The sequence below is a fragment of the Bacillota bacterium genome, from assembly GCA_012518215.1.
GTDB lineage: Bacteria > Bacillota > Dethiobacteria > DTU022 > PWGO01 > JAAYSV01.
In genome coordinates, this window is record JAAYSV010000006.1 from 91,431 (window position 1) to 105,719 (window position 14,289).

The following is a 14,289-nucleotide window of genomic DNA, read 5'->3' on the forward strand; positions in this document are numbered from 1 at the left end:
TTGCGGTTTGAAAACATAAAACACCGAGGAAGGAAACTCACCTGATAAAATTGTACAACCAACCCAAGCATTCCAGCAACCCCCATGCCGCAATTTGAACGATTATTTCTTTGCTAGACAGCTTTTTCCGGAGGAAGTAAGCGAAACAGCTGTCAGGAGGATGTCTTCCATCGTTTTTTCTACAGATCGGCATTGCAATAATCACCGATCTGCCCCCCGGGACAACAAATTGTAATTCATGTACGAAAATTTTTGATTTTGCAGGGAAATGAGATGGTAGCGGGGAATATGATATGTACAAAATTGTAAGAAGAGGATAAACATGTATGCGCCGGATTGAATGAATCAGGAAGGCTGCGAGAACATTACCGGAGGAGGTTTTTAAAATGAAGGGCGTAGGAAGAGAGAAATACATGAAAATTTCAAGCATGGTGTTGGTATTTCTGTTTGTTTTCTCATGGGCGGGGATTCCTCCCTTGATGTCGGCAAATGAATTATCAGCGGTAACAGCGGAAGGCCCGAGCATTGGTGATGTGGATGGGGAGGGGGCAGAAACTGTGTGTGATGCCATCCTGGCCCTGCAAGGGATTGTCGGCCTGGTTGATATCGATGGAAACACGGGGGCACGGATAGATATGAATGGTGATGGGGCGATCGATGTCAATGATGCAATTTCCATCCTCCGCCGCATTGCCAACAATCAGGAGCCCTTTCCCGCTGAACCGGGGGGTAGGATCGACGGGGCATCGGCTCAATCAACGACCATGCTGATCGAAAGCACGATGGCTCAAGTGGGAAACAATGTTGATGTCACCTTCTCGGTGACCGATCCCATCGATATTGCCGGGTTTTCTATAAAAATTAACTACGACCGAGATTCATTGGAATTTGTTGAGTGTCAATTTCATATAGAACAAGGCATAATGGCTATAAATCCCGAATTCGCTGAGGGAACCATTTCAATGGCCTGGGCAACCCATGAAAACAATCATGTTACAGGAAATATGTTTACACTGAAATTCAAAATTACCGAGTCTCCCACAGGTATGGGGGTGTGGGTTGATGAAGATGATGAGTTTCACAAGTTTGCTGGCTATGATGACAATAATCAGTTTTATTTTATTACGGTAAAATACGAGTACAAGGAAGAAGGCCTCGATCCCGATCCAGACCCAGATCCTGATCCCGACCCAGATCCTGATCCCGACCCCGATCCTGATCCCGACCCAGACCCCGATCCAGATCCCGATCCAGACCCAGATCCTGATCCCGACCCCGATCCAGATCCCGATCCAGACCCAGATCCTGGTCCCGACCCAGATCCTGGTCCCGACCCAGCCCCTGATCCCGACCCTGATCCAGATCCCGATCCAGACCCAGATCCAGATCCCGACCCTGATCCCGATCCCGACCCTGATCCTGCCCCCGACCCCATAATTTACGGGGATATTTCAGGAGATGGGGATATAACAGTCAATGACGCCATCCTCTTGTTAAGATACGTGGTCGGCCTGGAGGAATTTTCGGAGGAACAACGGAAAGCCGCCGATGTCAACGGGGATGGCACTGTTGATGTTAATGATGCGATATGGATTCTGCGCCACATCGTGGGGCTGGTAACCGAGTTTCCGGTGGAGGAGCTGTAAAGGGGTTGCGGTAGATAATACAATGGTTCCTGCATGTCGGGCAGAGAAGTGTTTTACATGGAAGTGTGGAAATAAAGCGCCGAAATATCGGCGCTGTTTTTTTTGCCCGCTGCTGGATTGACAGACCCTTCAACCGCCTCAAGAAGACGAAAACACACGAAAAGGCGTGGGGGCTCTCGGGCAGCCTAAAGAGACGACCGTTGGAACTCCAGATGATGGGTGTTCAACATGTCGTTCACCATAACGGTGAAAAAGGAGACGCAATACACCGCATGTGAGGAAAAAGCTGTTTCGTTATCTGCAAAATGAACGGGAATTTTGTATCGCTGTCTAGCGGGCTTCAGTCAGGACTGCAGCTTTGCTTTCCAGTTCTCTTTCCCTTCTCTTCTCGTTGAGTTCATCAAGAATCTCTTTGTGTTTTTCCTTGCTGAGATCATATTTCCACATCGGCAGAGCAGCCAGGGCGGAACCTGCGGCAGGCAAGATGGTGATTATGACAAAGAGGGCCACCATGACCTCCGGGAAACCTTCACTGGCAACACCTCCCGCCGCCACGTATTTCTGCATCAGTTCGGAATTGTAGCCGACAAAGCCCAGTATCAACAGAGCGCCGTAGTAAGCCACCGCTGCCTGCAACTTGACCAGGAAGGTCAGGCCTGCGAAGCAGAGGCCATCCGCCTTCTCGCCGGTCTTCCATTCCATGTAATCCACCGAATCGGCAATCATCGACACCTGCAACACGATGGGGAAACCGTGCAAGCCTCCCGCAAAGAATATCATGAGGGAGACCAGAAAAATGGTGTCCAGTTTCAACATGAACAGGCCGAAGGTGATCAGGAAGGGGATGACACTTAGAAGGTGTGACCAGTTGTAGAGATCCTTTTTGGAGAAACGATTGAGAAGGGCGGGGGTAAAATACATGGCCAGCAGTGTCCCGATGAAATAACCGCCGCCGATCACGGCAAAATAGAACATGGTATGCGCTTCATTGCCGTTGGCATAATACCAGAGGATCAGATAGCTGGAACAGCTGGCTATCATCATTTTGGTGCTGCTTAGAATACCGGAAAGCATGATCCGGATGAAGGGTTTGTTATGCCTGAGCAGGGCGAGGTTTTTGAAGAAATTTGCCTCCTTGTAGGTCGGGACAATCTTCTCCGTGACGTTGAACCCCAGCAACTGGAACATTACACTTCCGACGACGGCAAATACGAGTGTGGCCATGAAATAACCATAAGCACCGGAACTGGGAAAGATGAATGTGGCTCCGGTATTTTTGAAGACGCCCACCAGGGTGACATAGGCCAGAAGGGGCAGGGCAGAGCCGAAAGAGCCGGCGATTCTGGCCAGAGAGAGCAGTTTGGTCCTGTCTTTTTCGCTCTCGGTCATCAGTGCCGTGATGCCCCAGAGGGGGATGTCTCCCATGGTGTAAATCATGCCCCACAGTATGTAGGTTATATAGATGAAGACCACTGTCAGAACCGGATTTTGGTGATAATTGAAAGTGGCTGAAAAAGCTGCTATGGTGGCAATCATGATCAGCAGGGGGGCTGCGATAAGATAGGGCCTGCATTTGCCCAGCCTGGAACGGGTTCGATCAACGATGGCCCCCATGATAAAGTCGTTGATGGCATCCCACAGCCTGGCCAGCAACATGAGCAGGGCTACCGTGGCCGGGGGAACATAGAGGGCTTCCGTGTAATACAAAGCCAGGCCGACTCCAATGACATTGTAGATGATGTTCTGGCCCATCAATCCAACAAGGTAGTAATTCCTTTCTTTCTTGGTATATGTTTTCAGTGCTCTTGCCATTTGACACCTCCGGATTGATTTGATTTTCCTGCAAGGATAGAAGCAATGTTGGATAAAGGAATTCGGTTTGAAATGGGAACAGGCCCTGCAATCCCCCCCTGGATCGATGCTTTTCTCCCGACAGCCTGAAAATGGATGCTTTCTCTATATTGATTCTTCATCTGACGGTCAATTCCTTCCGTTTGTTATGCCAACGTTTTCGCCATGGCCTTGCATACCGGTTTCTGATAACGCTGAAAATTCCTATATCTCGAAACGCAGGGTGGCGATCTGCCAGGGTTTCAGGTTGAGCTTGATCGCGCCCGGGGAGGCCTGCAGGGGCTCGCCGGATGGTTCTTCGAGCAGGTTGGCCCGGAATACTTCCCGGAAATGGAAACCCGGCCTGATCTCTGCCTCCTGTTCACGGTCCGAACAGTTGAACAATCTGACGATGACGGCATCGCCATCATCCGCTTTTTTCATGCAGCTCAGTTGAATATCCTCAGGTTCCACGCCGAACATGGAATGTGAGGCGGGGAGGGAACCGGATTTTCTACCAGCGGCAAGGCTGCAGGGCGGTGCGTTGAAGAGGTTGGCCAGGAGTTTGACCCTTCCTTCCTGCCATGTCCCCTGATAGGGCAGCAGAGCGTAACGGGCAGCCTGTTCACCGGGGCATTGACCTTCCGGGGTTTCCACGGCAGGGCCGGCATGTTCGGGGCGGTTGGCAAGGTCGCCCCGTGAAAGCCAACCCACGGAACGCAACAGGGTCAGGGCAATCTCGCCGCCTCCGGTTTCAGTCCCGGGCAGAACCTCGTATTCCGGAAGCCCCCTGTTGATCACGGCGATGCCGAAGTTTCCATCGTCGATGGCGACGAACTGTTTCTGTGGGGCCAGTCCGTCCGGTTTCTCTGCCCAGGCGCTGTAATCGCCGGCAGGCGGTTGAGCGGAGCGATGGATAACAGCAAAGTGCCCGTCGGCCCAACATTTTTGGGCAGGGAAGGGGACGGTGAAATGTACGCGCAGGCGGTGATCCCGGGCTCGGTTGTCGATGATGGTTTCAAAGTAAATCCCGGGGGTTCCTGCATAAAGGCTGACACTGGTGGTGATGCGGCAATTTACCTTCCGACGGGAACGTTTCCTCCGATCCGGTTGGAGGGAGGTCGGCAGACGGTAGTTGCGGGTCATGCGTATCGTTGCCCGTACCGGACCGGTCTCTGTTACCTCGAATTTAACTCCTCCGGTTAGAAGCGATGGACTTTTCACCAATCGATCTTCCTCGGGGGCGGTAAAGGTGTAGAGATCGCCCCGATCACCGCCATCAACGAGGCGATGAAGGCGGGGTATTTTTATTCCGGATTTCCTGTCAAGCAGATCGAAAGTACCGTCGGCATTGAATTTGATACGGTAGAAACTGTTCTCCAGACTACGACGGCCAACTTGCAAATCGCCCTGCTGCCTGTCTTCCCTGGCACCGCTTGCGGGGGAGTAACTGCGCCAGCCGCAGGGGGGAAGGTTCTTTGCCAGGAAAAGGCCGCGTTCGCCGCTCTGTCGGGCCACGGCCCGAATTCGTTTGATTCTTTTATCCGCAAGGATTTCAAGGGCCATTTTTTTCAGAGCGTCGACATCCATTTCACCGATGGGGTCATTGCCCATGATCAGATCAACACGGAGGAGCCCATCCCGGTCCGGTTCGCCTATCCTGAAATCATTCAGGTAGAGGCCCTGTACCTCTCTCCCGTGGATCATTCCCAGGGCCATCCGTGCTTGCAACGGAGTTCCCGTAACACTGAAGTATTCTCCCCGGCCGCCGCTCAGTGGTTGCCAGGGCATGGCATTTCCATCGTCATCGGTCAGAGCGGAAAAACTGTTTCCGCCTGTATCGGGGAGTTCCGCTTCCACCGGGTAATTGACAGGGACAGGATGTGGATTGAAAACCAGCAGGCCCCATTTCCCCTCGAAATTCCGGGTGTCAACATGTCCGACGAGGCGATTCATACTTTCTTCATTGACGAGGGTGGCGATCTGCTCCCCCCGGTCAAAACGAATCTCTATTTCACGATGCACCTGGTCATTGCAGCAGCCGCAAATACTGTCATGGGGTTGGTTGAGCAGCAACTGGTGCCAGGCCTCCTTGAGGAAATTGGCCGGGTAGGGATCCTCCTGCAGCCAGGACCAGCAGGCGAAAGGTTCGGCGTATTTTTCCAGCAGTATTTCCAGTTCGTGATTTCGTTGTTTCTGATACATCCGGGAAGAGGCGCAGCTGACCAGAAGCGGAGCCCGTTCTCCGGAACGCAGTTCCCCGCATATGTGGGAGAAACGGGTGTTGCTTTTGCGCATGTGGTCTATGTAGAGTGGCAGGGTTGATATTTCAAGCTTGGTTCCGGAAAGTAACCCGGCCTCGGCGAGGGCTGCCGGCAGGCGGGGTTGAGGCATGGCATGGTCGGAACCGTTCATCAGCAGTATGGCCTGCGTGGACAGGAAAGGCCGTTGGCTTTCCACCAGTGCGTTGACCGATCTGGCCAGTTCCTCCGCTTCCTCGGGTAACCCGGCAGCGTTGCCGTAGGTGTCCATAAGGTAGAAGGTGTCAACTGAACTTCCATCGGGTGCTTCCCATACAAATTGTGTGTCACGGCATTCACTGCCCACCCCCCGCCAGAGCACAGCCGTGTCGATACCGGCGGCCTGAAAAATCTGGGGCAACTGGGCAATATGCCCGAACTGATCCGGAACATAGCCGACGAACATCCCCTGACCGAAGGAGGAGCATATATTCAGACCTTTTTGCAAGTTGCGGATGATGGATTCGCCGCTGACCAGAAATTCGTCGGGCAGCACATACCAGGGGCCTATCAACAGGCGGCCGTCGCGGATCAATCTTTCTATCCTTTCACGCTCCCCGGGGTTGATTTCCAGATAGTCCTCGAGGATAACAGTCTGGCCGTCAAGGGTAAAATGTTTGAATCGGGGATCGTTTTCAAGGATATCCAGAACTGAATCCACCAGCTTCACCAGTTTGAAACGAAATTGCTGGAAGGTAAGGTACCATTCCCGATCCCAGTGTGAGTGGGGGATGATGAATCCACGCATGATTTGCAGGCCTCCTTGTTGCTTGATTTTTATGGACGTTTCTACAAGTTTTCCTGATATCTTTATTCAATTTCCCCATCAAGTTTACCTTCTTCCTTGCGGAGATGCTGAAGGGCCAGGCATATGGTTCTCAACCGCGAGCTTTCATCCCCGGATCTGCTTGTAGCACAAAATATTGCCGTTGGTGAAAAGGAAATATCTGTTTCATGGTGAACCTGATATAGAAAGTCGGTTTTGTAGATCTTTGAAACCGGATGGCCAGGGCCAATCAATCATTGATTCCGGATATTGATAGCTAGTAATTGTTTTCACCACATATTTATGGAGAGGTGTACCTATGAATTTATCCTATCGTTTTTACAGGGTCGAGAAAAAGGGGAAACTTGCCTGGGTTTTTCTGAACAGGCCGGAGAAAAAAAATGCCATGGGCCCCGATGCCTGGACGGAGATCATTCCCATCTTCGATGACATCGGTGCCGACGAGGAGATCAGGGTGGCCATCATCGCCGGCGAGGGCGATGATTTTTCTTCCGGTATCGATCTGGCCGGGATGGCAGCATTGGTCCCGAGTGTTGCGGAATGGGACAGGAGTGCCAGAGGCACTGCAGAACTTTTCAAGGCCATTTTCCCCCTGCAGGAGGCCATGAGCTGTGTTGAAAAATGTACGAAACCCGTGATCTGTGCATTTCATGGTTATTGTATAGGTGCCGCCCTGGACCTGGGCGCTGCTTGCGATATACGCCTTGCATCGGAAGATGCCCGGATCTCACTGCGGGAAGCTGCTGTTTCTATCATCGCCGATGTGGGAGTTCTCCAGAGGCTTCCCCATATCGTGGGACAGGGTGTTACCAGGGAGATGGCTTTTACAGCCGAGTTTATCGATGCGCAGCGGGCCAGGGAAGTAAATCTGGTCAATGAGGTCTACCCGGACAGGGAGTCCCTTCTTCGGGGAGCAGAGGATCTGGCCCTGAAGATTGCCGCCCAGGCGCCCCTGGCTGTACAGGGGGCCAAGGAGGTTCTGAATTACTGTCGTGGCAAAAGCATTGCCGATGGCCTCGAGTACGTCGCTGCCCGCAGCGCCATGATCCTGCCCTCGGATGACCTGAGGGAAGCTCTGGTTTCCTTTGTGGAAAAAAGGTCTCCGGATTACAAAGGCAGTTGATCGTTGTCCGGACCGGCGAAAACATGGATGAACATGCAGGTCGGAAACAAAAATGTATTTCCCCCGGAGTAGCCGTGACAGAACAGCCGGGAGCAGGCCGAGAAAAAAGGGAGTAGCATCGGCGGGGGGTTTGTCGAATGCCCGGGCAGTGGTTTGCCATTGTCGGTGCATTTATGTATATTACTTAATAAAAAACTCGGGCAACAAAAAAGGAATTTCCCCTGTTTTGCAGAATAGCCATATTGATTCCAAATCTTATTATCTCAAGAGACTTTAGGAGGTCGGGGGACAGTTGAAAAGATATAAAATTGCCATGATGGTACTGGTTATCGTTATATCTGCAATATGTTTGGCCGGGTGTGTCGAGGGCCATATGAAGGTCCAATTCAATATCGATGGAAGCTCCGATACCGAGTTTGAACTTCTGGCCAGTTCCACCCTCGGTTTGCTGGGGGGTGGGGATGAGGATATATTTGCTTCCTTGAGGAAGGACCTGATCCAGGATGGATTTGCTCTGGAAGATCTGGAGAAGAATAGCATGAGCGGATTCAAGGCCAGAAGGCATATGGACAGTATCGAGGAATTCGAAAAGATGAGTCTTTTCCCCGGGTTGGAAAAACCGGAAGTTACCGTTACGGAGGGGCTGTTGTTCAATACTGTCCATTTCAAACACATTTTCAAACCAACGATAAAGGGTTTTGACGATGAAAAAGGTGCATCGGTGCTGCAGATGATGAATCCGGACTTCAAATTGATCATCGGTTTCCCCATCACGCCGTTGAGCCACAATGCACCGACCGTCTCTCCCGATGGAAAGACACTGGAATGGCCGCTCAGCTTTGAGGATGAAAATGATATCGAACTGCTTATCAATGTTCCCAACGTTCTCAGGATAGTGATCGCCGTTGCGGCGCTCATCATTGTCATCGTTCTCGCCATAGTATTGATCTTGAGATGGAGATCAAAACGCGGGAAAACGAAAACAAAGGGAATTCCGGCTAAAGTAATCAAAAAACAGTAGCAATAGAAACGTTTTTTTCTGGCTGGATAGATATCGTCAACTGGATTGACATCGGTGTCTATCCAGATTTGTTATCAGGAAGGATAATTCGCCAGTGGATACGATTTTCGGCTACCTTGAACGCATCGTTTTTTTTAACGAGGAAAATTATTTTACTGTTGCCAGGATCAAGGAGAAAGGGCAGCGTGAATTAACCACCATCATCGGCAATATGGCCGGTGTGTTCCCGGGTGCCTACCTGAAACTTGATGGGAAATGGATCAACAGCAAAAAATACGGGGAACAATTCGAGGTTGAAGGCTACGAGATAGTCACCCCGGCCACGGCACGTGGTATAGAAAGGTACCTTGGATCGGGATTGATCAAGGGGATTGGTCCGGTCATGGCCAGGCGGATTGTCAAAGTGTTCGGGGACGAAACGCTGGAAATAATCGAGAATAACCCCAAAAAGCTTCTCTCGGTGGAGGGCGTTGCCGAGAAAAGAGTGGAGATGATCGTAAGGGGCTGGGAAGAACACAAGGACATCAAGCATATCATGATCTTCCTGCAGGAATATGGGGTCAGCACGGCTTATTCCACCAAGATCTACAAGCAGTATGGACCCGAATCAATAAATATTTTGCAAGATAATCCTTACAGGATGGCTTCCGAGGTTCGCGGCATAGGGTTCGTGACTGCCGATCAGATCGCACAGAAAATGGGTATCGATCGCAATTCTATTTCCAGGGCGGAGGAGGGTATTCTGTATGTACTGAACAGCTTCGTCGGTGAGGGGCATGTTTTCTGCCCTTATGACACACTGGTTGAAAAGTCGGTGGAGTTGCTGGGAATCGATCGGGAAATCGTGCTCAAGGCGATGGCTGTCTTGTTTGAAAATCAGAGAATCATGATGGAAGATATCAATTCCGCTTCCCTTGAAGATTTTGTTCCAAACCTGAAAGCTGTCTATCTTCCACCATTCTATGTTGCCGAGAAAAATCTGGCACGTGAACTGAAGAAGATTTACCGTGAGCAGACTTTTTTTGGACAGCTGGACACGGACAGGATCCTCGCTGACTATGAAACCAGAAATAATATCAAACTGGCTTCCAAACAGCGGGAGGCGGTTCGCCTTTCGGTGCGGAGCAAGGTGATGATCGTGACCGGCGGACCCGGTACCGGAAAGACAACCATCATCAAGTCCATTCTGAATATCTACAAAGAAATCGGACTGAGGGTGCTCCTGGCTGCCCCGACAGGGCGTGCCGCAAAGCGCATGCAGGAAGCCACCGGCTATGAAGCCAGGACCATACACCGTCTGCTTGAATTCAGCCCCAAGAAAGGTCGTTTCCAGAAAGATCGTGATAATCTTCTGGATGCCGATGTGATCATCATTGACGAGGCATCGATGGTCGATCTCATGCTCATGTACAGCTTGGTAAAGGCCATTCCGTCGCATGCTATCTTTATTCTGGTCGGGGATATCTATCAACTTCCGGCGGTGGGGGCAGGAAATGTTCTTGGCGATATGATCGATTCCGATGTATTTCCGGTCATCACCCTGACGGAGATTTTCAGGCAATCACGCCAGAGCAAGATCGTGACAAACGCCCACCGTATCAACATGGGGGAGTTTCCCGATACAAGAAATCCGCCTCCGGGACAGACCTCCGATTTTTATTTTGTGGAGGAAGATGATCCTGAAGAAGCGCTGCGAAAGATTTGCAGCTTCTGCAAAAAACATCTGCCGGAACGTTTCGGTTTCGATCCCCTTGATGATATCCAGGTGCTCACACCGATGTACAAAGGGGTTATCGGCGTCGTGAATTTGAATGCCGAGCTGCAGAATCTGTTGAACGCCAACAAGCACGGGGTCAAAATTGGCAGCAAGTTTTTTCGCATCGGTGACAAGGTTATGCAGCTTGAAAACAATTATGACAAAGATGTTTTCAACGGAGACATAGGAAAGGTTGTATACCTGGACCAGGAGGAGAAGGAACTGATCGTCAATTTTGATGGGAGACGGGTACACTACGATTTTTCGGAGGCCGATGAACTTTCACTTGCCTACGCTATTTCTGTCCACAAGTCACAGGGAAGCGAGTATCCGGTGGTGGTCATGCCGGTGATGACCCAGCATTACATATTGTTGCAGAGGAATCTGATCTACACGGGAATTACCAGGGGTAAAAAAATGACCCTGTTGATTGGAACGAAACGTGCATTGGCCATCGCGGTCAAGAACAACAAGCCCCTGGAACGTTTTACCATGTTGAAGGAAAGATTGTCCGGTCCGTGATACAAGGGGGTACAGTATGTCTACAATCGTTCAAAAATATGGCGGCAGCTCGCTGGCCACGATAGACCATTTCAGGAAGGTGGCCCGAAAAATTGCCTCGACCCGCGATGCCGGAAACAAGGTGGCGGTGGTTCTGTCGGCGATGGCCGGGGAAACAGACCGATTGCTGGCCCTGTCGCACTCCTTTTCCCCGGGGGTTCCATCGGGGCGGGAACAGGATCTGATTGTTTCTACCGGGGAACAGATCAGCTCCGCCCTGATGGTCATGGCCCTGGAAGAGCGCGGTTGCCCCGCGCAGCCCTTCCTGGGGAGCCAGATTCCGTTGCGGACCAATGCGGCTTTTACCAGAGCTCATATTGTCGAGGTGGGGAAGGAGAACCTGTGTAAAGCTTTGAACGAGGGGAAAGTGGCCGTTGTCGCCGGGTTCCAGGGCGTAAATGAGCGGAATGAAATTACAACTCTGGGGCGGGGAGGGTCGGATACCAGCGCAGTGGCGATTGCCTGGGCAATTGGCGCGGATATCTGTGAAATATACACGGATGTTGACGGCGTGTATACTGCTGATCCCCGAATTTGTGTTCAAGCGCGCCATCTCGATTCGATAACTTACGAGGAGATGCTGGAATTGGCAGGGCTGGGCTCGAAAGTGTTGCAGGCCCGTTCGGTGGAGTTGGCCCAGAAATACAAGGTGCCCCTGCTGGTAAAATCAACTTTTGGCGGTGAGCGTTGTACCTGGATAAAGGAGGAGGATGAACCCAGGATGGAAGATGTAATTATTTCAGGGATTACCCTTGATCGCGATGAGGCCAAGATATCCGTACTGAAAGTTCCGGACGAACCGGGCACTGCTTACAGGATATTGTCGCCTCTTGCTGATGCGGGGATCAGTATCGACATGATCATCCAGAATATCAGTGTGGATGGTTACACCGATCTTACTTTTACGGTGCCCGGAACCGAACTGGATCGCGCCGGGGAATTGTTGAAAGAAGTTGCTGTTCAGATCGGGGCACAGGATGTTCTGACCAACGATGCCATCGGCAAGGTTTCCATTGTCGGCATCGGCATGAAGAATCATCCCGGCGTTGCGGCAAAGATGTTCAAGGCACTTTCAGAAGAAAATATCAACATTCAGATGATCAGCACATCCGAAATCCGTATATCCTGCGTGATCGAAGCCAAATATGGCGAACTTGCCGTACGAGTTTTGCATGATACATTCTATCCCGAACAAAAATAGAAAAATTCAGAAGGACCGGGCATTCAATATATGATGAAAGGAGTGAGGCTGTTGAAACATCTTTTTACTTCCTGTTATATCAATAAACTTGAAATCAAAAACAGGATCGTCATGCCGTCGATGCATTTGAATTATGCCCCTGGCGGTGAAATCAATGAAAAAATCATTGAATTCTATCTGGAGAGGGCCAGGGGGGGGGCAGGCCTTATCATTGTCGGTGGGTGTGCCATAGATGATGTTGGTGCCGGCCCCTTGATGATCGATGTTAGCGATCCCCGTTTTCTGGAGGGGTTACATAGACTGACCGGGAAAATAAAAAAAGAGGGAACTGCCATTGCGGCGCAACTGTATCATGCCGGAAGGTATGCTTACTCCTTTTTGACCGGCAAGCAATCCGTTGCCCCATCGGCAATTGCCTCCAGGCTGACGAGGGAGACGCCCCATGAGCTTTCCAACGATGAGATACAGGAATTGATGGAAAGGTACGTCAGCGCGGCTCTGCTGGTAAAAGAAGCGGAATTTGACGCCGTGGAGATCCTGGCCAGCGCCGGGTACATCATCTCACAATTCCTGTCTCCGCAAACCAATCGCCGCAACGATCGGTACGGTGGGGACTTCAAGGGTCGGATGCGTTTTGGTCTGGAGGTGGTAAGCAAGGTCAAGGAAGCGGTCGGTCCGGAATATCCGGTTATCGTACGCGTTGGCGGCAACGATTTTATCCCCGGCGGCAATACCAACGTGGAAATAAGAGAATTCTGCCGCCATCTGGAAAACGTGGGGGCAGACTGTCTCAACGTTACCGGGGGATGGCACGAGACCCGTGTTCCACAGCTGACCATGGTCGTGCCGCCAGGAACATTTGTTTACCTGGCCGAGAATATCAAGAACGATGTATCGCTACCCGTGGTAGCTTGCAACCGGATAAACGATCCGCGGATCGCCGCAAAAATAATCGAGGAGAAAAGGGCCGATTTTGTGGGGATGGCAAGGCCCCTGATTGCCGATCCTCAATTACCGGCCAAGGCGGCGGGGCGGAACCCGGGCAGGATAAGAAAATGTATAGGATGCAATCAAGGATGCCTGGACAAGGTATTTTCACTCCAGGAGGTAACCTGCCTGGTGAATGCCGCGGCGGGGAGGGAAAAAGAAACGAAAATCGAGGCTGCAGCTGCTCCCCGGAAGATCCTGGTGATCGGCGGCGGTGTGGCAGGAATGGAGGCGGCCAGGGTTTCCGCGGCACGTGGGCATGAGGTTACCCTCTGGGAAAAAGGGAATGAACTGGGGGGGCAGATCAAGCTGGCCGCGGCTCCACCGGGCAGAAATGATTTTCTGGATTTTCATTCCTATCTTGAAGGTGAAATCGAAGCACTGGGGGTAAAGGTTGTCCTTGACAGGGCGGCAGATGCGGGTGCGATCATCGCAGAGAATGCCGATGTGGTCGTCCTGGCCACGGGAGCGGAGGCAATCAGGCCTGACATTCCGGGAATTGATCGGAAACATGTATGCCTTGCCGAGGATGTATTGATGGACAGGGTTGAAACTGGCGGCAAAGTGGTGGTGGTCGGGGGAGGCGCCGTGGGTGTTGAAACAGCACTTCATCTTTCGCAGAAAGGCGCACTTTCGGCTGAATCCCTGAAATTCCTTCTGCTTGCCCGGGCCGAAAAACCGGAAGACCTTTACGATATGGCGGTCAGGGGGCCCAAGGATATCACGATCATGGAAATGGAGAAGGGGATCGGGCGTGATATCGGTATTTCCACCCGCTGGACCCTGCTCGATGCCCTGAGGCGTGCCGATGTGAAAATGATGGAGAATACCACGGTCAAAAGTATCGAGGATGAAGGGATCATTGCCGAAGCGGAGGGGGAAGAGATATTTACCGAAGCGGATACGGTGGTGATAGCTGTTGGTTCCATGCCTGTAAACAAGCTTTACGAGGAACTGAAGGGTAAGGTCGAACACCTTCATCTGATCGGTGATGCGCGCAAGCCGGGGAAAGCCCTGGATGCTGTCCGGGATGCTTTCGATCTTGCTTTGAAAATATAGGACTGTCCCTGACCGTGC

General features: G+C 51.5%; 9 protein-coding genes. 6 read left to right on the forward strand and 3 right to left on the reverse strand.

Features of this window, described 5'->3' with window-relative positions:
• Positions 1-497 precede the first annotated feature (497 nt).
• Entirely contained in the window at positions 498-755 is a 258-nt protein-coding gene (locus tag GX364_00795) for a hypothetical protein (protein NLI69388.1), read from the reverse strand.
• A gap of 36 nt (positions 756-791) precedes the next feature.
• Here GX364_00795 and GX364_00800 point away from each other — a divergent pair, with 36 nt between their 5' ends.
• On the forward strand, positions 792-1,646 hold the full coding sequence (locus GX364_00800) for a hypothetical protein (protein NLI69389.1): 855 nt from the start codon (positions 792-794) through the stop codon (positions 1,644-1,646).
• A 330-nt stretch (positions 1,647-1,976) separates the two neighbouring features.
• Here GX364_00800 and GX364_00805 read toward each other — a convergent pair whose 3' ends face one another.
• Together GX364_00805 and GX364_00810 are read right to left on the reverse strand one after the other, a co-directional pair.
• Positions 1,977-3,458: a hypothetical protein gene (locus GX364_00805; GenBank protein ID NLI69390.1), complete on the reverse strand. Its 1,482-nt coding sequence runs from the start codon at positions 3,456-3,458 to the stop codon at positions 1,977-1,979.
• A 243-nt stretch (positions 3,459-3,701) separates the two neighbouring features.
• A complete protein-coding gene (locus GX364_00810) occupies positions 3,702-6,524 on the reverse strand; it encodes a hypothetical protein (protein ID NLI69391.1) in 2,823 nt (940 codons plus the stop codon).
• Between the two features lie 337 nt (positions 6,525-6,861).
• Here GX364_00810 and GX364_00815 point away from each other — a divergent pair, with 337 nt between their 5' ends.
• The 5 genes from GX364_00815 to GX364_00835 all read left to right on the forward strand — a co-directional run bounded on the left by GX364_00815 (position 6,862) and on the right by GX364_00835 (position 14,271).
• A complete protein-coding gene (locus GX364_00815) occupies positions 6,862-7,686 on the forward strand; it encodes a crotonase/enoyl-CoA hydratase family protein (GenBank protein ID NLI69392.1) in 825 nt (274 codons plus the stop codon).
• A gap of 292 nt (positions 7,687-7,978) precedes the next feature.
• Positions 7,979-8,707 (forward strand): hypothetical protein, encoded by a 729-nt coding sequence (locus GX364_00820; protein ID NLI69393.1) that lies wholly within the window; start codon positions 7,979-7,981, stop codon positions 8,705-8,707.
• A gap of 94 nt (positions 8,708-8,801) precedes the next feature.
• Positions 8,802-10,985: an ATP-dependent RecD-like DNA helicase gene (locus GX364_00825; protein NLI69394.1), complete on the forward strand. Its 2,184-nt coding sequence runs from the start codon at positions 8,802-8,804 to the stop codon at positions 10,983-10,985.
• 16 nt (positions 10,986-11,001) lie between these two features.
• The gene (locus GX364_00830) at positions 11,002-12,225 is read left to right on the forward strand and encodes an aspartate kinase (GenBank protein NLI69395.1); all 1,224 of its coding nucleotides are present in this window, start codon (positions 11,002-11,004) and stop codon (positions 12,223-12,225) included.
• Positions 12,226-12,258: 33 nt separating this feature from the next.
• Positions 12,259-14,271, forward strand: coding sequence for an FAD-dependent oxidoreductase (locus tag GX364_00835; protein ID NLI69396.1), 2,013 nt, complete (start codon positions 12,259-12,261; stop codon positions 14,269-14,271).
• Positions 14,272-14,289: the final 18 nt, after the last annotated feature.